Raw genomic sequence first — 19,643 nt, 5'->3', positions numbered from 1 at the left:
ACAATTGGAGTGGAAACCATGCCCGATTCTAATAAATTTTTACGGGGCACGATGATCCTGTCGCTGGCCCAGTTTTCATCCAAGTTTCTTGGGATGATCTTTGTGTTTCCTTTTGTTGCCCTCGTCGGGCAGCAGGGGATGGCTCTTTATCAGTACGGCTATCAGCCCTACACGATTTTGTTGAGCCTCGCTACGCTTGGTGTACCGATGGCGGTATCCAAATTTGTTTCCAAATACAACGCGCTCGGAGATTACCGGACGGGACGACGTCTGTTCCAGTCCGGACTGGTTATTATGAGTTTGACCGGAGTGGCTGCGTTTCTCGGCTTATTTTTCATGGCTCCGGTTATCGCAGGGTGGATTATCCCCAGTCCGGACGCGATCGGCGGTAATGACATGTCATCTGTCATTTTCACTATAAGAATGGTCAGTACGGCGCTTCTTTTAGTACCTGTCATGTCTATTATCCGCGGTTACTTTCAGGGTTTTCAGTCAATGGGGCCGACGGCGGCCTCCCAGGTGGTGGAGCAGGTTGTCCGCATCACCTTTATTTTATCCATGGCTTTTGCTGTGCTGCATATCTTTGGTGGAGAGCGTGGTACAGCGGTCGGATTTGCTACATTCGGCGCGTTTGTGGGCGGTCTTGGCTCTCTGCTTGTTCTGATTATTTATTGGAAAAAGCGGCGCCGCCACCTCGAGCAGGAAGCAGCGCAGAGTACAGTGGATTACAATATCTCATTACCTTCGATGTACAAAGAGCTGCTTGCTTACGCGCTGCCTCTTTCTTTTGTAGGTCTTGCCATCCCATTGTTTCAGATGGTGGATCTGTTTACGTTCAACAATGCATTGACGGCTTCGGAAGCTTTTACACAGCGCGAAGCGGAACGGGCATATGGTGCTTTTTCAGGATCGGCGCACAAGCTTATTCTTATACCGGTTGCTTTGGCGACAGCGATGTCGGTCACGTTGATTCCCGCCATCACCAATGCTTTTACAAATGGAAACAAAGAACTGCTGCAGCGCCAGATTACGCAAACTTACCAGATCATTTTGTTTCTTGCCGTGCCGGCTTCGGCCGGTCTGATGGTTTTATCCTATCCTACCTTTGCCGTGTTATTTGGCATAGATGATATGGAGCTTGGCGGCAATATCCTGAGGTATTACGCTCCGGCTGCCTTGTTTTTCTCGATTTTTTCCGTGACGGCAGCGATTCTGCAGGGCATTAACCGACAGCGTTACGTGGTGGCTTCTCTACTTATCGGACTTTGCATAAAAGCCGCCACCGCTTATCTGTTTTTGTATTACATGGGACCGGTCGGCGGCAGTTTCAGTACGCTTGCCGGTTATGCTGCCGCTGTTGGAATGAATATACGGGGGATCGGTCGTTTTACGTCGTTTCATTATGGAAAACCTGCCAGACGGCTGCTGTTAATTGCCGCATTGACGCTGGTGATGACAGCGGCTGTTGTGATTGTTAAAGAAGGGGCGCAGACGATGTTTCCGCTGGAATCCTGGTATCATGCATTTCTTGTTGAGTTTTTCAGCGTTGCAGCAGGAGCCGGGCTGTACCTGATTCTGAGTGTGAAAACCGGGCTGGCCGGTGTTATTCTGGGAGACCGTTTCTCCTTTTTAAAGCGGACGAAAGATTTGCCGTAATGAAAAACAAGATGCAAAACAGGGACCGGGTCCTCTTTTTCACGGCAGGACCCGGTGGTATAATGTAATAACTCCCGTCTGCCGGGATAGAATACAATCATGCTGAAGGGACGTGCAATCACCCTGGAGGTAATATGAAAACGAGACGTTACAAAGACTATGACTGGTGGTTATTATCAGCAGCTCTGCTGCTTGCTGTGTTCGGGGTTATCATGATTTTCAGTGCCAGCTTTCCGCTTGCTATTGATATGTATGACGACCCTGCCTACTTTTTCAAAAGACAATTAATCTGGCTGGTACTCGGCAGTGTCCTGCTGTTCTTTTTTATGCATCTTCGTTACGAGGCGCTGAAAAAGCTGTCCCCGTTTCTTATTGCGGGAACCATTCTGCTTCTTATACTCGTGCTCATCGTAGGAACAACGATCCGGGGGGCGACAAGTTGGATTTCCATCGGACCGTTTACGATTCAGCCGTCGGAATTTGTGAAGCTGGCCGTCATTATTTATCTGGCTCAGGTGTATTCCCAGAAGCAGGCCTATATCAATAAATTCATCACCGGGGTGCTGCCGCCGCTCGTGCTGGTTGTCTTCGTGTTCTCGCTGATTATGCTTCAGCCGGATCTTGGTACCGCCGCCGCCATTTTAATGACCGCCGGTATCATCGTCTTTCTTTCCGGTGCGAAATTACGGCACTTAACAGTTCTTGCCTTTTTATCCGGTATCGTTATTACGTACTTTGCATTGAGTGAGTCCTACCGTGTCCAACGTTTGATAGCCTTCCGCGATCCATTTGAATCGGCCGAACGTGCCGGAGGAAGCGCCTATCAGCTTATTCAATCGTACATATCCATCGCACACGGCGGATTGACCGGTACAGGTCTTGGACAGAGTGTGCAGAAAATGCATTATCTGCCTGACCCCCATACAGACTTTATTTTGGCGGTGATCGCAGAAGAGCTTGGTATTTTCGGCATAGGGTTCGTTCTGATCTGCCTGCTGACGATTGCCTGGAGAGGAATAAAAGCTGGTATACGCTGCCGGAACACTTTCGGAACGCTTCTGGCTTTTGGCATTGTATTTCAACTTGTGAGCCAGTCTGTCGTGAACGCGGGGGCGGCAACCGGACTACTTCCGATTACAGGTCTTCCGTTCCCGTTTTTAAGTTATGGAGGGTCCTCGATGCTCGTGTCCATGACCGGCATCGGTATTCTGGCTAATATTTCAAGAGAAGGAAAACGTGCAAAAAGGGCCCGGGAAGAACAGGCTGCAGACGCATAAAAGGGAGAGAAAAGCAATGAGAGCTGATAAGTTACTGGCAAGTACCGGCTTTGGAACAAGAAAAGATGTAAAAAAACTGTTGAAGCAGGGAGTCGTGACTGCGGACGGAGAAAAAGTGAAAAACGGTGCAGTCCATCTGGATCCGGACACTCAGGATATTGAAGTGAAAGGGGAACCGCTTCATTACCGCGAATACATCTATCTATTGATGCACAAACCGGCTGGTGTCATCTGCGCCACCGAAGATGAACTGCATGAAACGGTGCTCGACATACTGGAATGGGAAGATGTTGTCCGTCATCCTTTTCCGGTGGGGAGACTGGATAAAGACACCGAAGGGATGCTTCTGCTCACGAATGACGGGAAGTTCTCCCATGCGCTGACTTCGCCGAAAAAAGGGGTCCCCAAAACGTATGAAGCGCTTTTGGACAAAGAGGCCTCAGAGGAAGATACAGAAGCGTTCGCACGTGGAGTCACACTGGTGGATGATGGGTACCGGACAAAACCGGCTGAGCTTGAACTGCTTCCTGAGGATCCGGAGCGTGTGCGGATAACGATACGGGAAGGCAGATACCATCAGGTGAAACGTATGTTTGAAGCCGTAGGAAAAGAAGTCCGTTACTTGAAAAGGATACAGATCGGTTCACTGCCGCTGGATGAAAGCCTGGGCGCCGGTGAATACCGCGATATGGAAGAAGAGGAAGTGCAGCTTCTGCTTGAAGAAGCGTACCGCAAAGGAAAAACGGACCCCCCGGACTGATCAGGCGCCCGGGGGGTTCTGTTATACGCAGGATACCGTTATAGACTTAAGAAACTTTAACCTTCTTTTTAGTAGCTGTCCATTTTCCTCTGGAAGGACTGTGGACCAAATGATTGTATTCCAGCACGTTCAGATCCCGCTGAATCGTCCGCTGGGTGATTCCGAATTCGTCAACCAGTTCGCTCGTTGTCACCGTTCCTTTCTCTTTGATATAAAGATAAATCGATTTTACCCGGGTGATCATGCGGTCGGTTGATGGCCTCAAAAAACCACTCCTTAGCTTTAATGAATAGGGAGATCTACTCCCGGGGCGTTTCATCATGCTGTTAGTCATCCGCATTGACAGGGAAACGATGCAACGGTCATGGTGTGACGAACTAGTGCGATATCAGCCAAAGCATAAATGGTACATATATATATTTCCAACCTATCAATGGCCCCTTATGTTGTAGTTGCATTATACAATATTTCCTCAACACGCGCAAAGCATATAAAAGGGAGTTTCGCAACACTTAATAAAAAGTATAGAAAAATCATTTTTTTTAATTAAATGTTTACAAAAGCGGGTGCTGTATCCAAAGTCTGTGGATGGAAAAAGTACGCCGCCGGCATTGCAGCCTTTGTATTATCATAGAAAAAGAGCTGTACCTTTTGATACAGCCCCTTCTCTCTTTATTCGTTTTAGTTGTGACGAAAAAGATCGGTGGAGAGATAGCGTTCACCTGTGTCGCAGGCAATGACAACGACAATTTCATTCGGTTTCATGCCGCTGGCGGTCTGCATGCCTGCGTAACAGGCTGCACCGGTGGAAGGGCCGGCGAGAATCCCTTCATCCCGGGCGAGGCCCCGTGCTGCTTCGTAAGCATCTTCGTCGGAGATTTTGTAAATATAATCGTAAATATCCTGGTTTAACACCGGCGGAATAAAGCCGGGGCTCGTACCAACTAATTTGTGAGGGCCGGGGCTTCCTCCCGATAAAACAGGGGATCCTTTCGGCTCGACAACGTGGATGGCTGTCTCTGGATAGTAGCTGCGGAGGGTTTCTCCGGTACCTGTTACTGTTCCGCCTGTCCCCGATGCTGCAACAAAGGCTCCGAGCGGCTTGCCGAGTTCATCCATCGCTGCTTTGATTTCTTCGGCTGTACCTTTGCGGTGTGCGTCGGGGTTATCCTCGTTTTCAAACTGCATCGGCATGAAACTGGAAGGTATTTCTTCTACGAGCTCATGTGCCCTTTCAATAGCGCCGGGCATTTTTTTCTTTCCAGGTGTGAGTTCTACTTCCGCCCCGTAGGCTTTAAGCAGATTGATGCGTTCCTGGGACATCGTGTCCGGCATCACGAGAATAGAACGATATCCTTTTGCGGATGCATTCATGGCAAGACCGATTCCGGTATTGCCTGATGTTGGTTCAATAATGACAGAATCCGGACGAAGCAGGCCCTTTTTTTCCGCCTGTGCAATCATATTGTTGGAGGCACGGTCTTTCAGGCTGCCGCTTGGATTCTGGAATTCGAGTTTCAAATATACATCGGCTCCATCGGCGGCTGGGAGCCGGTTCAATTTAACAAGGGGAGTGTTTCCGACTAAATCTGACATATTGGATACAACTTGCATAATGACACTTCCTTTTTCTCCGTAAGTAGGAACGTATAGATTACAGGATTCCCCTGAATACAGCTTCGGCGCCCATCCTCCCGACAATCTGCAGGAGACAGGTTTGTTCGGTGTTTTCCCGGGGCGCCAGGGCTTTTTTTATAACTGCTTCACATATCGTAACATATTCCAGAGCTGTTCTTCTATTTGCAGAAACGGGGAATTGTTCCTGTGTTTAGCCATAACAGTTGTTATCCGATATAATAGAGGGAAGCAGGTGAATGTCACAAAGAGGGGGGACGTCATGGAACCGCACTATTTTACCGCGCTTGTACCGTCCGTGGAGGTGAAAGAGGAAATCGCCTCGTGGACACAAGAAGCAGTGTTCGACCTTTCATTTAAAACATGGGTTCACCCGGAGGATTACCATATTACACTCTTTTTTCTCGGGGCAGCGGATGAGGCTGTTCTTCAACAGACGACGGAACTCGTACGCCGCAGTTGCTCTGCGTGCCCTGCCATCACAATGCAGACAGGCGGGATAGGGCATTTCGGACCGCGGGAGGCCCCAAAGGTGTTGTGGGCGGATACAAACTGTCCGGAAGAACTGCAGCGTCTTCAGCAGCGCGTCGCAGACAGCTGCGTTTCCTGCGGTTTTGCGGAAGAAAAACGAAAATACCGCCCTCATATTACACTGGCCCGAACATGGACCGGAGCATATTCTTTTTCCCGGCAGTCCGTTTTCCTGCCGGAGCTTAAAACGATGACTTGGACAGCAGAGGAGGTTGTTCTTTTTCGCACACACCCGCACCGGGAAGTGAAATATGAAAGGGTGGAAACCTTTCCGCTCGGTCCGGAATAAAGAAAAAACATGATATTTTGATGCTGGAGCAGAGGAGAAAACATGCAGACGATTCGAATTGTCTTTCATATTGGAATTTTATTTGTCTTTTATTATACAGGGGTATGGATTCAGGAAGCATTACAGCTCATGATACCCGGAAGCATTATCGGGATGCTGCTGCTGCTGGTCTGCTTTTCGCTGAATCTCGTGAAACCGGTATGGATCGAACAGGGAACTTCTCTTCTCCTGTCCCATATGCCGCTTCTTTTCCTTCCCGTGACGGCTGGGGTTATTGCCCATACACAGCTATTCACCGGAAAGGGATTATGGCTTGTGGTTATTGCGTATCTCAGTACACTGCTTGTGCTCGTTACGTCCGGCTGGACGGTGCAGCTGCTGTTAAGAAGGAGGAATCATCATGAATGAATGGCTGCCGGCATTTGCAGCTGTGGCGGGGACGGTGGCAGTCTATCAGGGAACCCGGTGGTTTTACCGGCGTTTTCCGTATCCGATTACGCTTCCGATTGTCACCGGAACGATCACCATTGTCTTGTTTCTGCTTGTTATGGATATTTCCTATTCGACTTACATGTCAGGCGGACAGTGGATTGAAAAGCTGCTGGGTCCTGCAGTGGTGGCTCTTGCCCTGCCGCTGTACAAACAGCGCGAAACGGTGAAAAAATATGCATTTCCACTCACCGCCGGTATCACGGCAGGTGCGCTGGCGGGGGTGCTGTCGGGGTACGTTCCTGCAAGGTGGCTGGGTCTGGATGACGAATTGATTGCTACTGTTCTTCCGAAATCGGTTACGACACCGGTCGCCATGGATATCGCACAGACGACAGGAGGTATTCCAGCTGTTGCGGCTGTTTTTGTCATGGTTGCAGGCATAGGCGGTGTCGTGAGTGCGTCCTATGTGTTTGCTTTTACCGGCATATCACAGTCTCTCGCCAAAGGGATTTCTTTCGGAGCGGCTTCCCATGCCATAGGAACGGCAAAAGCACTTGAAAATAGTGAACTGGAAGGGACAGCAGGATCAGTGGCGATGACACTTAGCGCTCTGCTTCTCTCCTTTATCACCCCATTACTGACAGCGATTTTCTTTTGATAAGGAGGGGTTATCATGGCTCATTTAATAAAATTGGAAGATTATACATCAAGGTATATGAATGATATGCAGCGCTACCTGAGTCGTTTTTCCCGCTTGAAAAAAGAGCGGTGGGAGAGTATGAAACGCGATTGGAGAAAGGTGAATAATGAAAATGCGCAGGAGCCCCTTCAGGAAGAAACGCTGGAGGACTGGCTTGAAGAAGCGGGGGACGGTTTTTTTCAGGGAGCTATCAACCGATTAAAACAGTTTCAGGAAAGGCGCGGAAAAAAAGAAGAACCGGCGCAGGAGACGGATGACCGCTCTCTTTTTTATGAAGGAAAATCGCTTGAGCAATTGAAGGATATGTTCTTTGAAGAGTTATTCATGGCTCAGCTAAGGTGGGCGAGTGCATCCATTCTGGAAGAATCGCGTATGAATCCTGTTTATAAATATGATCAGAATTTGAGGTTTCTGCTTCGATTCCTGCCTGATAACTACCTTATTTTATATTATCCGGTATTCTCTGTCGGGGGTGCCCCGCTGGACATGGATATCATTCTGATCAGTCCGACAGAAATTATATGTCTTTCTTATCTTTCCGGGGATAAAAACAGTGTGTTTGAGACGTCCTCGGGTCGTTACTGGAACGAGTATGTTCATAAGAGCAGGCACCGTATCGTTAACCCGGTGATTTCGCTTAATCGAATGAGCCGTGTCATTCAGTCCATATTTCAGGAGCATCCCCTTGAGATGGAGCTGCACCGGGCGGTATGGTCCCCGACTTCTGTCATTGATCACCGGGCTCCCGGAATGAAAGTGGAAATGGTGGATAAACGAAATCACGATGTCTGGTTTGAGAAAAGAAAAAGAACCCCCTCGCCGATTAAGAAAAATCAGCTGTATGCCGCGGAAACATTACTGCAGCATACGTTGACGACATCCTTTCGGCGGAGGGAGCTGATGGAAGATATGGAAGAGGAAGACTGACTAGTTGAAAATAATCGTTTTGTTTTCGTAGACGAGGATTTTATCCTGGATATGCCAGTCGACAGCGCGGGCGAGCGCGATTTTTTCCACGTTACGTCCGGCGACTTTCAGATCTCCCGCTCCGTAGCGGTGATTGACCCGGAGAACTTCCTGGTCGATAATCGGTCCTTCATCGAGATCATCTGTTATATAGTGGGCAGTCGCGCCGATCAGTTTCACGCCGCGGTCAAAGGCTTTTTGATATGGGTTGGCTCCGATGAATGCCGGCAGAAAAGAGTGATGGATATTGATCACTTTATGCTGGAATGACTTCACAAAAGAAGGCGAAAGAATCTGCATGTAGCGCGCCAACACGATAAAATCAATGTCATATGCTTCTATTACTTCTTTTTGCTGTTGTTCCGCCTGCACTTTTGTCTCCTTGGTTACCGGAATATGCCGGAAAGGAATGCCGTAACTTTCTACAATATCACGTAACTGATCGTGGTTACTGATAACCACCGGAATATCTACTTCCAGTTCGCCGGAGCGCCAGCGCCATAAGAGCTCCAGCAGACAATGGTCTTCTTTGGATACAAACACGGCCATTTTCTTACGCTTACGTTCCTGTTCGAGCCGCCAGCTCATCTGAAACGAGTCGGCAATAGACTCAAATCCCTGTAGAATAAGAGGGAAACGTTCCTCAAAAGAAGGCAGGTTGAATTCAATACGCATGAAAAATGTTCCGCCTTCCGGATCTGTGCTGTATTGGTCGGACTGTACAATGTTAGCCTGCTGCTTCTGCAGATACTGCGACACAGCAGCTACAATACCGGGTTGGTCCGGGCAGGATATTAACAGCCGCACCCGATTGGATTGATGGGTTTCGTGCATGACAATGAGCCTCCAATTACAAATCATTCATACGTTGTTAACTATATCACTCCTGCCGGGTAAAAAAAAGAAGGAGATCAATCGATTCGTCCCAAGCGCGCACCAGCCGCCTCTGTCCGGGAGGAGAGCGAACAAAGGTTGTCGTTGACGATGTATCAAAAACTTTGATACTATTAAAAACGATTCGCTCTTTTACGACATTGAAATAGATGAAGAACGGAAAAATCCCCATGTCACGCACGTTCATCCGGACACCCGGAATGAATGGACAATAAAAGATAAACAGACGAATTTCTGCCTGATATATTGGTTGAAAGAGGAAACTGTAAAAACGAGGGTGAAGGTATTGGATCTTCTATTGGGAAATGAATGGACCGTTGAACCTGCAGGCGGAACGACCGGTGAAGCGTATATTGCCTGGGCCGGAGAGCAGAAGCTGTTTCTAAAACGTAACTCCTCCCCTTTTTTAGCAGTACTTTCTGCCGAAGGAATAGTTCCAAAGTTATTATGGACAAAGCGTCTGGAAAACGGCGATGTCATCACAGCACAGCGTTGGGTGCATGGACGTGAACTGCGTGCTTCTGATATGAACCGTGCGGATGTAGCGGGTCTGCTGAGCAAAATACATGCATCCAGTGAGCTGCTTGATATGTTCAAGCGTATCGGAAATGAACCGTTGACACCATCGATTATTATTGAAAACCTGAAATCACAGATGCAGCGCGATGATGCATTTCCCCCATTGTTTCAGGAGGCTCTTCATTACCTGCTTGCTGCTTATTCGGAAGTGGTATCATCCCCTATGGTTGTCTGTCACTGTGATATCAATCACAACAACTGGATGATTAATTCCGGTAATGAATTATATTTAATTGATTGGGACGGAGCCACGGTTGCGGATCCGGCTTTTGATCTTGGACTTCTATTGTATGAGTATATACCGGTGGGAGAGTGGGAGCAGTGGCTGCGCCATTACGGACTCTCTCTTACCCGCAACCTGAAAAGGAGAATGCACTGGTACGTCACAGCCGATGCTCTTGAACGGGCTCTTTATCACCGGAGCAGAGGTTTCAACCAGAAAGCTGCCTCATGGACGGACTATCTTTACGGCCTCGTATACGGCACCGTTTAAAAACAGCAGCTTCCACAGGATGATACGGCTGCACTGCCTTCAGGACGGGTGCAGCGTGGAAGTTTATTATACTATTTAAAAGTCCGGCCCGGCGGGTCGGACTTTTATAACATCCGGTATTTGCTGCCGGACTAACAGAAACTGCAGGAAATGTTCGAACAGGAGGGAATGCACATGCGACTGCGTCGTAAACCATGGGCCGGGGACTGGATCCAGCAGCATCCGGAACTGGTAATATCTGATTCATCCCAGGTTGCGGACGGATGGAGAGAACTTTTTGGCAATGACAATCCGGTCCATGTTGAACTTGGTACCGGAAAAGGAAAATTTATTGATGAAATGAGCCGGGCTTACCCGGATATCAATTTTATTGGAATGGAAAAATACGAGAGTGTTCTTGTTACCGGGATGCAGCGTATTCTTCATGAAAGACGGGAAAATATTCGTTTTATTCACGGAGATGTCTTGAATCTGCTTGATTTTTTTGATGAAAATGAAGTGGACAGACTGTTTATTAATTTTACCGATCCATGGCCGAAAAAGAGGCATGAAAAAAGGCGTCTGACACATAAAACGTTTTTGGATTTATACGAAAAAGTACTCCGTAATGAGCATGATATCCATATGAAAACCGACAACCAGACGTTGTTTGAATACAGCCTGGAAAGTATGTCGAGATGTGGCATGGTGCTGAAAAACGTGTCACTTGACCTTCACAACAGCAATATGGAACATAACATCATGACGGAGTATGAGCGGAAGTTTTATCAAAAGGAACAGCCGATTTTCAGACTGGAAGCGTTTTTTCCGGATGAAAAAGCAGAAACGAAGGAGTAGGAGGGGTTTCATGGATCAGCTGAAGATTGGCGATTATACCCTGACATGGCTGCGGGGCGGCGTCACACATCCGGATGGTGGTGCGATTTTCGGTGTTGTGCCAAAGCCGCTGTGGTCCCGGAAGTATCCGGTAAATGAAAAAAATCAGGTCGAAACGCGCTGTGATCCTATTCTGGTGCAGGGAAATGGCCGAACCATGTTGATAGAAGCGGGTATTGGCAATGATCGTTTCACAGAAAAGCAGAAGCGCAACTTCGGCATCACGGAGGAATCACAGATTGCAGAGGATCTGCATGCGCTTGGATTAACAACGGCGGACATTGATGACGTTCTCATGACACATATGCATTATGACCATGCAGCCGGGCTTGTTAAGCATCAGCACGGAGAGGATGTTCCTGTCTTTGAGAACGCGGTCATCCGGACCTCAGCTGAAGAGTGGTCGGAAACGACCAACCCGAATATCCGGTCTGCGAACACGTACTGGGAACAAAACTGGAAACCGGTACGCAGCCAGGTGGAAACATATGAGGAGACCTGCATCCCGGCTCCCGGAATAACGATGAAAAAAACCGGCGGCCACAGCCGGGGTATGAGTATTATTACCATGGAGCAGGGGGAAGAAACGCTCATCCATATGGCGGACAATATGCCGACGCTTGCCCATCAGCCTGTATTGTGGGTGACCGCCTATGATGATTACCCGATGGATTCTATAGAGGTAAAACAGCGGTATATGGAGCTTGGATACAACAGCCGGGCCTGGTTTACGTTTTATCATGACTGCAGATACCGGGCGGTCCAGTTTGATGAAGAGGGCGGTACCCGGCAGCATATACTTGGGAATAACGGGGCATGACGGAGAAGATGGTTTCTGTGAGAAGCAGGAATCATCTTTTTTGTGTTTACGCTCAGCATCACTTTTCAGGGGGGGCTGGAGGAGAATGTGAGTGTTAGATGCGCCCTAAAAGGTACTTTTTACGAAAACAGGGAAAAAGCAACCGTTAGAGTATATCTGAGGTGCACAATTTGCTTCAACCGTCACCAATGTGACTACATATGATTGTTTTCAGTCAAAATCAATTAAAAATATGATTGATTTTGAACGAAAATGATTATATAATATAGAAAGATAATAATAGTAAGCGTTTCCTTTGAACATGAGAGGAGGGCGTATCATGCTTCATGCGGAACGAAAAGAACAGATACTGAACGTCCTGCAGTCCAGAGAAACCGTGTCCGTACAGGAGCTGGTTTCTACTATTGGTGCATCCGAATCAACCATCAGGCGGGATTTAACGGAGCTTGAGTCTGAAAACTATGTAAAACGCTTACATGGAGGTGCTTCTCTTCTAAAGCGGAAACTGGAAGAGCCTTCGATTGCGGAAAAGCAGAGCACCAATCAAAAAGACAAAAAGGCGCTCGCAGCAGAAGCGGCATCCGTCGTGAAAGAACGGGACTGTATATTTCTTGATGCCGGCACAACAACGGTGGAAATGATTCCGCATTTGGCGGGGAAGGATATTGTCGTCGTAACAAACGGCATCCCGCATGTGCCACTTCTGCTGGAACGCGGCATTCAGACCTACGTGACGGGGGGGAAAGCTAAACCGGGAACATCGGCGCTGACAGGGGAAAAAGCAGTGATGTCTTTGCGCGAATTCCGATTTGATGCCTGCTTTCTCGGAATGAACGGGGTGGACGCTGTTCATGGTTTTACTACTCCGGACCCGGAAGAGGCATTTGTGAAAAAAACTGCTCTTTCCCTGTCGTCGAAATCGTGGGTGCTGGCCGACTATTCCAAGATGGGAGAAATTTCTTTTGCCAGTGTGGCGCAGGTGGACCGGGCAGCCGTTCTGACCTCAGGGAATGTAGATAAGGACTACCTGCAGCAACTGCAGCAGCGAACAGAAGTAAAGGTTGTGAAAACATGATTTATACGGTGACACTCAATCCAGCGCTGGATTATATAGTCGACGTGCCGGGGTTCCAGGAAGGAACCGTTAACCGGTCACGGGGGGATATCAAATACCCCGGCGGAAAAGGCATTAACGTCTCCCGGGTGCTGAAACGCCTGGGAACAGCGAGTACTGCACTTGGCTTTATCGGAGGTTTTACCGGTGATTATATAAAGGATTCACTTACAAAAGAGGGCATTTCCACTGATTTTACAGCGGTGGAGGAAGACACGCGGATTAACGTGAAGCTGAGAGGGGCCGAGGAAACGGAAGTGAACGGAGTTTCTCCGGCGGTTCGGGACTCCGACATGAAAATGCTGGAGGATAAGCTGACGCAGTTGACCGGGCAGGATGAAGTTGTCCTCGCCGGAAGTCTGCCTTCGGTCCTTCCTGTGGATTATTACGAACAACTGATGAAAACACTGAAACAGCAGCAGGTGAAAGTATACCTTGATACAAGCGGTGAACCGTTGAAGCGGGCCCTCAAAGGAGAACCGTATTTTATTAAACCAAATCATAAAGAGCTTGGCGAACTGTACGACGTTTCCATTGAAACGGCCGGGGATGCGGTGCATTACGGCAGAAAACTGATGGAAGAACAAGGCATTCAGCACATCATCATTTCCATGGCCGGCGAAGGAGCGGTTTATCTGCATTCGGAAGGGGCCTGCCGTGCCGTTCCCCCGGTGCGTGAGGCAGTGAATTCCGTGGGAGCAGGTGATTCGCTCGTGGCCGGGTTTATCAAAGCGGTGCAGTCCTTTCAAAAACCGGAAGACATTCTCGCCTACGCTTCAGCTGCGGGAAGTGCCACCGCGTTTTCAGAAGACTTCTGTACAAAAGATGAAGTGGAAAAAGTGCAGAGAGAGATAAAAGTCACAACGCTTTAAAAATAGGGAAAAGGGGTGACATTCGATGAAAATTACAGAACTGCTGCAAAAAGAGACGATGGTGCTCGATCTGCAGGCTGATTCAAAAGCGGGAGTCATTGATGAGCTGGTGAACGTGCTCGATAAAGCGGGGAATCTGTCTGATCCGGCATCGTTTAAAGAAGCGATTCATGGAAGGGAAAACGAGAGTTCCACCGGTATCGGGGAAGGAATTGCGATCCCCCACGCCAAGACGCAGGCCGTGAAAACACCGGCGATTGCTTTTGGACGCTCTCATGAAGGAACGGATTATGAATCGCTCGACGGGCAGCCGGCTCATCTGTTTTTCATGATTGCAGCAAGTGAAGGGGCGAATCAGGACCATCTTCAGACATTATCGAGACTCTCAACACTGCTTATGGACGAAACGTTTCGTGCAGACCTGCTGCAGGCTTCATCAGAGGACGAAATTCTGAAACTGGTGGATCAAAAAGAAGAAGAGAAGCTCGGCGCTGATGAAAAAGAACAGCAGCAGGCAGCGCAGGTGGAGAATCAGGAGCGTTCCACACCAAGGATTCTTGCGGTTACAGGCTGCCCTACAGGCATTGCCCATACATTTATGGCAGCGGATGCTTTAAAGGAAAAGGCAAAAGAAAAAGGATTGTCCATTAAAGTCGAAACCAATGGCTCCAATGGGATCGACAATGCCCTGACATCCGAGGAAATTGCCGGCGCCGACGGCATTATTATTGCATCGGATACAAAAGTGGAAATGAGTCGTTTCGACGGCCGCCCCGTGCTGATCAAAGGAGTATCCGACGGGATGAAAAAGCCGGAAGAACTGATTGATCAGGTAACAAATGGAGAGGTGCCGGTCTATCATGCGGATGGAGCAGAGGAAGAAGATGGGTCGCAGGACAGCAAAGGACGAACCGGTTTTTACAAGCACCTCATGAACGGCGTGTCGAATATGCTGCCGTTTGTTGTCGGCGGTGGAGTGCTTATGGCTGTATCCTTCTTTTTCGGTATTAACTCAGCAGAACAGGGACATGAAGATTATAATGCTTTTGCAGCCACATTAAATTCCATAGGGGCCGATCATGCCTTTCAGCTGATGGTTGCCGTTCTTGCCGGCTTTATCGCAATGAGCATTGCCGATCGTCCCGGTTTTGCGCCCGGCATGATTGGAGGACTCCTGGCGACAACCGGAGGCGCCGGTTTCCTCGGCGGTTTGATTGCCGGGTTCCTTGCGGGATATACAGCGAATCTGATGAAAAAAGCACTGGCCGGTCTGCCGAAAGTGTTTGACGGTATCAAGACCATTCTCTTTTACCCGGTCCTGAATATTTTCATTGTAGGCTTGTTAATGGCGGTTGTCATTAATCCACCGGTAAGCTGGCTGACCCAAACTCTTCAAGATCTTCTGAGCGGGATGGGGACCGGTAACATTGTCCTTCTCGGTATCATTCTGGGCGGAATGATGTCGGTTGATATGGGTGGCCCTGTCAATAAAGCTTCCTATACATTCGGTATTGCCATGATTGATGCCGGAAACTTTGCTCCGATGGCGGCGATTATGGCAGGCGGTATGGTGCCGCCGCTCGGCATTGCGCTGGCAACAAGCCTGTTCCGCCGGAAATTCGCGAAAGAAGAGCGGGACGCAGGTTTATCCAGTTATTTTATGGGAGCATTCTTTATTACAGAAGGTGCCATTCCATTTGCCGCAGCGGATCCGGGCCGTGTTATTCCAGCATCTGTTGCTGGTTCAGCCGTTGCCGGAGGTCTTGCCATGTTGTTCAGCGCCGGACTGCCGGCTCCGCACGGAGGTATCTTTGTTGTGCCGACCATCCAGGGAACCAATCCGTTGCTCTACATTGCAGCCATCTTAATCGGCATGATGGTAACAGCACTGTTAACCGGAATCCTGAAACGCCCGGTAAAATAGACAAAAAGACGCTTCCGATTATCGAAAATGATAGTCGGAAGCGTCTTTTTTTACAGGGTTGTCCCGGTTTTGTTTATGACGTCAGTTCCAGAATGGTGCCTGTTTTGGCATCCACGATGAAATCCATCTGCTTTGTTTCGCCTTCTTTGGTGCTCGAAATACCGCCGCGGTACACTTTGTAGTCGAGATTGTCTTTCATGTAATTTTCTGCGGTCATATGAATCCATGATCCGTTGACAGGTATATGATCCTGAATGTTTTCCTTTACGGTTTTGAGTGCTTTTTCAGGAGAAATGTGGCTGCCTGCGGTGCACTCTTTCAATGCATAACCGGCTGCAAGACCTACACCTGCTCCAATGAGAATATCTCTTACTTTCATGGTATCCCTGCCTTTTCTATCTCATTTATTACAAGTATAGCCTAAAATTCTTCTGATTCCAAACGTAAAGATGTGTATAGGTAGAAAAAGCAGAGAGCTTCCGATAAAATGAAAAGGGGAGAAGAAACGGAAAGGAGTCAACGATGAACGAAGAGACGAAACAAATGTTCCAGACGTTAACCGAACTTCCGGGGGCTCCCGGTTTTGAAAAACCGGTGAGAGACTATATGAAAGAACAGCTCCGGCCTTTGAGTGAGGACATCGTCCAGGATAAACTGGGCAGTGTTTTTGGGAAAAAAACCGGAGATTCCACCGGCCCGAAAGTGATGGCGGCCGGGCATATGGATGAAGTCGGCTTTATGGTCACACATATCGACAAAAAAGGAATGATTCAGTTTGAACCGCTCGGCGGCTGGTGGAGCCAGGTGCTGCTGGCGCAGCGAGTGGAGGTTATCACCGAAAACGGTTCCATTCCAGGGGTGATTGGTTCAACACCACCTCATCTGCTGGAAGAATCACAGCGCCAGAAACCAATGCCGATGAACAAGATGTATATCGACATCGGGGCCGATGATAAGGAAGATGCCGAACACATCGGAGTGAAACCCGGACAGCCGATTCTGCCGGCTGGTACGTTCACGCCGATGGCCAATGACAAGAAGATTCTGGCGAAAGCATGGGACAACCGGTACGGCGTCGGCTTATCCATTGAGCTGATGAAAGAACTGCAGAACACCAATCATCCAAACGTTGTGTATTCCGGTGCGACGGTGCAGGAAGAAGTCGGACTGCGCGGAGCAGCGACAGCGTCCCGGATGATTCAGCCGGATGTGTTTTACGCGATGGATGCAAGCCCGGCCAATGACGCCGCCGGTGGAAGCGATGCATTCGGTCATCTTGGAAAAGGAGCACTGCTCCGGATTTTTGATCAGACGATGATCACCCACCGCGGTATGCGTGATTTTGTTCTGGATACAGCGGAAGCCAATGACATTCCGTATCAGTATTTCGTATCCCAGGGAGGTACAGATGCCGGACGGGTACATACATCGAACGAAGGCGTTCCATCCGCTGTCGTCGGGGTGTGCTCAAGATACATTCATACCGCCGGTTCCATTCTGCATGTGGATGATTATGCCGCAGCGAAAGAACTGCTTGTAAAACTCGTGCAGACGACGGACAACAATGCCCTTGAGATGATCCGCAAAGGAGTCTGATGCTCCTATGACCATGATTCTCGGCGTCGGCTCCACCAATAAAGCAAAGATAAAAGCCGTGTCTGCTGTTTTCGGAAACGAGGGCTGTGAGATTCAGGGGTTTGAGGTCGAAACGGGTGTCTCGGTGCAGCCCTTTTCCGATGAAGAAACGAAAGAGGGAGCACAGTACCGCGCGGCAGCTGTTCTGAACGAGAGGGCAGACGCAGGTATCGGCCTTGAAGGCGGTGTGATGGAAATGCAGGACGGGTTGTATCTCTGTAATTGGGGCGCCCTGATCGACAGCAGCAGACATATGGTTACTGCGGCCGGGGCAAAACTAAAACTGCCTGCTGAAATCGCTGAAAAACTTTGGACAGGCGGCGAATTAAAAACAATTATGAACGACTACACCAACCGGCACAACATCAACCACCACGAAGGAGCGGTCGGCATCTTCACGGATGGTATGATATCAAGAGCGGAAATGTTTGAGCACACTGTCCGGCTTCTTTACGGGCAGTGGTGCTTTGACAGGCGGGATCCATCAGCTTTCAGAAAATCAGCAGAATAAATAAAAAACAGCCGCCGGGATACTGCTCCGGGCGGCTGTTTTTTCGATCAATCAACAATATATGAAGAGCATGTGGTTATTGGGTTTCGAATACGTAGGAAAGAGCCTGAAGCGCCTGTTCTTTCGTTTCAACGACGACGTTTGCCTTGTTGGCCAGTTCTTTTGTCGGATGATGGAGATCTTCGGGACGGATCAGGATCAGAGGTTTGCCCATCGCAGCAGCGGCTCCTGCATCCATAGCAGTATTCCATTGTTTATATTTTTCGCCGAACAGCGCGATGACGACATCGGATTTCTGCATCAGAATCTGGGTGCGCAGGTTGTTAAAATCAGAAGCGGCATCGTCTTTCTGCACGGCATCATGCTGACTGCCGAGAATTTCTTCGCCGATGTTGTCGGAGCGGCTGTGGTTTTCCATCGGTCCGAAAAATCGAAGAGGCAACTCCTGTTTTTCGGCGAGGTCTCTAAGTTCCTGTCTCCAGTCATCGTGAATCTGTCCTGCTAAATATACATTTAGTTCCATGCTGAAACCTCCCTTATCAAGAAAATAATACATACACATCATGAAATGCATTCTTTCTCTTGTCAATTCATAAAGAAGAAGGGTAAGATAAAAGAAAGTGAAAAACATCACAATTCTTTACCGGGAGGGGGAGAACGATGAAGGAATTTTTTTTGCGTAAAGGTGTTAACTTATCTGTAAAGACATATGCTGTCACTTCATTGAGTTATATGGCTCTTGGTCTTTTTTCTTCATTGATTATTGGTCTTATTATACGCACAATTGGTGAACAATTCACGCTGTCATTTTTAGAAGAGATGGGGCAGCTGGCCATGGATCTTATGGGACCTGCCATCGGCGCTTCGGTGGCATATGGCCTGAAAGCTCCGCCGCTTGTTCTGTTTTCGGCTGTTATAACGGGCGCTGCCGGTGCTGAACTTGGCGGTCCGGCGGGGGCCTTTCTTGCTGCTTTGATATCTGTGGAACTGGGGAAACTTGTATCAAAAGAAACGAGACTCGATATCATCGTGACACCGTTTGTTACGATTGCAGCGGGGTATACGACGGCCTATTTCCTGGGACCGGTCATTCAAAACGGAATGGTTGGTTTCGGAGACGCTGTGATGTGGGCGACAGAGAGGCAGCCGTTTATCATGGGAATCATAGTGGCGGTCTTGATGGGTCTGGCACTTACCGCTCCTATATCAAGCGCGGCTATTGCTATTATGATTGAGCTGGAAGGAATAGCTGCCGGCGCCGCAGCAGTGGGATGCTCTGCCCAGATGGTCGGATTTGCGGTGAGCAGTTACCGGGAAAACGGGGTATCAGGTCTTGCCGCACTTGGTATCGGGACGTCCATGCTGCAGGTGCCCAACGTTGTCAGAAAACCTGTTATTCTGCTTCCTCCGACGATAGCGGGTGCTGTTTTTGCCCCGCTTTCTACCATAGTCTTTCTTATGGAAAACAATGCAGCGGGGGCAGGAATGGGAACGAGCGGGCTGGTCGGACAAGTAATGACTTTTTCGGTAATGGGGTTTCACGTCGATGTGCTCCTGGCCATGCTGCTCACCCATATCGCCGGCCCTGCTGTCGTAAGTCTGCTCTTGTCGGAATGGATGAGAAGGAAGCAGTGGATTACGTTTGGTGACATGACGATTGATCAAGGGTGAAGCATAAC

At 48.8% G+C, this 19,643-nt stretch carries 21 protein-coding genes; 16 read left to right on the top strand and 5 right to left on the bottom strand.

All coding sequences use genetic code 11. From position 1 onward, the window contains the following. The first annotated feature begins 18 nt into the window (after window positions 1-18). From ACFSUB_RS07725 to ACFSUB_RS07715, 3 genes are all read left to right on the top strand, one after another. Window positions 19-1,656 carry a putative polysaccharide biosynthesis protein gene (locus tag ACFSUB_RS07725; RefSeq protein WP_380712608.1) on the top strand — a complete coding sequence of 546 codons (1,638 nt, stop codon included), beginning with the start codon at window positions 19-21 and terminating at the stop codon, window positions 1,654-1,656. 134 nt (window positions 1,657-1,790) lie between these two features. Beyond that, the gene (gene ftsW / locus ACFSUB_RS07720) at window positions 1,791-2,933 is read left to right on the top strand and encodes a putative lipid II flippase FtsW (RefSeq protein WP_380712607.1); all 1,143 of its coding nucleotides are present in this window, start codon (window positions 1,791-1,793) and stop codon (window positions 2,931-2,933) included. A 16-nt stretch (window positions 2,934-2,949) separates the two neighbouring features. Then, on the top strand, window positions 2,950-3,693 hold the full coding sequence (locus ACFSUB_RS07715) for a pseudouridine synthase (protein ID WP_380712606.1): 744 nt from the start codon (window positions 2,950-2,952) through the stop codon (window positions 3,691-3,693). 46 nt (window positions 3,694-3,739) lie between these two features. On the opposite strand, the gene ACFSUB_RS07710 is transcribed toward ACFSUB_RS07715, so the two are convergent. Both ACFSUB_RS07710 and cysK read right to left on the bottom strand, forming a co-directional pair. Beyond that, complete coding sequence (locus ACFSUB_RS07710; protein ID WP_090927175.1) at window positions 3,740-3,958, bottom strand: DeoR family transcriptional regulator; 219 nt, start codon at window positions 3,956-3,958, stop codon at window positions 3,740-3,742. Window positions 3,959-4,374: 416 nt separating this feature from the next. Next, window positions 4,375-5,307: a cysteine synthase A gene (cysK, locus tag ACFSUB_RS07705; RefSeq protein WP_380712605.1), complete on the bottom strand. Its 933-nt coding sequence runs from the start codon at window positions 5,305-5,307 to the stop codon at window positions 4,375-4,377. Between the two features lie 283 nt (window positions 5,308-5,590). Here cysK and thpR point away from each other — a divergent pair, with 283 nt between their 5' ends. The 4 genes from thpR to ACFSUB_RS07685 are packed head-to-tail and all read left to right on the top strand — an operon-like array spanning window position 5,591 to window position 8,207. After that, window positions 5,591-6,148, top strand: coding sequence for an RNA 2',3'-cyclic phosphodiesterase (thpR, locus tag ACFSUB_RS07700; RefSeq protein WP_380712604.1), 558 nt, complete (start codon window positions 5,591-5,593; stop codon window positions 6,146-6,148). A 42-nt stretch (window positions 6,149-6,190) separates the two neighbouring features. Then, window positions 6,191-6,556, top strand: a complete 366-nt coding sequence (locus ACFSUB_RS07695; RefSeq protein ID WP_380712603.1) for a CidA/LrgA family protein — start codon at window positions 6,191-6,193, stop codon at window positions 6,554-6,556. Next, window positions 6,549-7,238, top strand: a complete 690-nt coding sequence (locus tag ACFSUB_RS07690; RefSeq protein WP_380712602.1) for an LrgB family protein — start codon at window positions 6,549-6,551, stop codon at window positions 7,236-7,238. Before ACFSUB_RS07695 ends, ACFSUB_RS07690 begins: the two co-directional genes overlap by 8 nt. A 15-nt stretch (window positions 7,239-7,253) precedes the next feature. Continuing rightward, window positions 7,254-8,207: a nuclease-related domain-containing protein gene (locus tag ACFSUB_RS07685; protein ID WP_380712601.1), complete on the top strand. Its 954-nt coding sequence runs from the start codon at window positions 7,254-7,256 to the stop codon at window positions 8,205-8,207. Here ACFSUB_RS07685 and purU read toward each other — a convergent pair whose 3' ends face one another. Continuing rightward, a complete protein-coding gene (gene purU, locus ACFSUB_RS07680; RefSeq protein ID WP_380712600.1) occupies window positions 8,208-9,080 on the bottom strand; it encodes a formyltetrahydrofolate deformylase in 873 nt (290 codons plus the stop codon). A gap of 346 nt (window positions 9,081-9,426) precedes the next feature. Here purU and ACFSUB_RS07675 point away from each other — a divergent pair, with 346 nt between their 5' ends. From ACFSUB_RS07675 to ACFSUB_RS07650, 6 genes are all read left to right on the top strand, one after another. Next, window positions 9,427-10,212: a phosphotransferase family protein gene (locus tag ACFSUB_RS07675; protein ID WP_380712599.1), complete on the top strand. Its 786-nt coding sequence runs from the start codon at window positions 9,427-9,429 to the stop codon at window positions 10,210-10,212. Window positions 10,213-10,386: 174 nt separating this feature from the next. Then, entirely contained in the window at window positions 10,387-11,049 is a 663-nt protein-coding gene (gene trmB / locus ACFSUB_RS07670; protein WP_380712598.1) for a tRNA (guanosine(46)-N7)-methyltransferase TrmB, read from the top strand. Between the two features lie 10 nt (window positions 11,050-11,059). After that, the gene (locus ACFSUB_RS07665) at window positions 11,060-11,908 is read left to right on the top strand and encodes an MBL fold metallo-hydrolase (RefSeq protein ID WP_380712597.1); all 849 of its coding nucleotides are present in this window, start codon (window positions 11,060-11,062) and stop codon (window positions 11,906-11,908) included. Window positions 11,909-12,227: 319 nt separating this feature from the next. Further along, window positions 12,228-12,983, top strand: coding sequence for a DeoR/GlpR family DNA-binding transcription regulator (locus ACFSUB_RS07660; RefSeq protein ID WP_380712596.1), 756 nt, complete (start codon window positions 12,228-12,230; stop codon window positions 12,981-12,983). Further along, window positions 12,980-13,894: a 1-phosphofructokinase gene (pfkB, locus tag ACFSUB_RS07655; RefSeq protein ID WP_380712595.1), complete on the top strand. Its 915-nt coding sequence runs from the start codon at window positions 12,980-12,982 to the stop codon at window positions 13,892-13,894. The genes ACFSUB_RS07660 and pfkB overlap by 4 nt, the downstream gene beginning before the upstream one ends. 25 nt (window positions 13,895-13,919) lie before the next feature. Next, window positions 13,920-15,818, top strand: a complete 1,899-nt coding sequence (locus ACFSUB_RS07650) for a PTS fructose transporter subunit IIABC (protein ID WP_380712594.1) — start codon at window positions 13,920-13,922, stop codon at window positions 15,816-15,818. 73 nt (window positions 15,819-15,891) lie between these two features. Here ACFSUB_RS07650 and ACFSUB_RS07645 read toward each other — a convergent pair whose 3' ends face one another. Further along, complete coding sequence (locus ACFSUB_RS07645) at window positions 15,892-16,197, bottom strand: PepSY domain-containing protein (protein ID WP_380712593.1); 306 nt, start codon at window positions 16,195-16,197, stop codon at window positions 15,892-15,894. 143 nt (window positions 16,198-16,340) lie between these two features. Here ACFSUB_RS07645 and ACFSUB_RS07640 point away from each other — a divergent pair, with 143 nt between their 5' ends. Both ACFSUB_RS07640 and ACFSUB_RS07635 read left to right on the top strand, forming a co-directional pair. After that, complete coding sequence (locus ACFSUB_RS07640; RefSeq protein ID WP_380712592.1) at window positions 16,341-17,414, top strand: M42 family metallopeptidase; 1,074 nt, start codon at window positions 16,341-16,343, stop codon at window positions 17,412-17,414. 7 nt (window positions 17,415-17,421) lie between these two features. Further along, window positions 17,422-17,964 carry a DUF84 family protein gene (locus ACFSUB_RS07635; RefSeq protein ID WP_380712591.1) on the top strand — a complete coding sequence of 181 codons (543 nt, stop codon included), beginning with the start codon at window positions 17,422-17,424 and terminating at the stop codon, window positions 17,962-17,964. Window positions 17,965-18,040: 76 nt separating this feature from the next. Here ACFSUB_RS07635 and ACFSUB_RS07630 read toward each other — a convergent pair whose 3' ends face one another. Then, window positions 18,041-18,487 (bottom strand): YtoQ family protein, encoded by a 447-nt coding sequence (locus tag ACFSUB_RS07630; RefSeq protein WP_380712590.1) that lies wholly within the window; start codon window positions 18,485-18,487, stop codon window positions 18,041-18,043. 137 nt (window positions 18,488-18,624) lie between these two features. Between ACFSUB_RS07630 and ACFSUB_RS07625 the strand changes: the two genes are divergently transcribed. Further along, a complete protein-coding gene (locus ACFSUB_RS07625) occupies window positions 18,625-19,635 on the top strand; it encodes a PTS transporter subunit IIC (protein ID WP_380712589.1) in 1,011 nt (336 codons plus the stop codon). The last annotated feature ends 8 nt before the right edge of the window (window positions 19,636-19,643 follow it).

The organism is Salibacterium lacus (assembly GCF_042684865.1).
Classification (GTDB): domain Bacteria; phylum Bacillota; class Bacilli; order Bacillales; family Marinococcaceae; genus Salibacterium; species Salibacterium lacus.
Note: the sequence above shows the minus strand (reverse complement) of the source record. Positions and strands in the feature narration are given on the sequence as shown.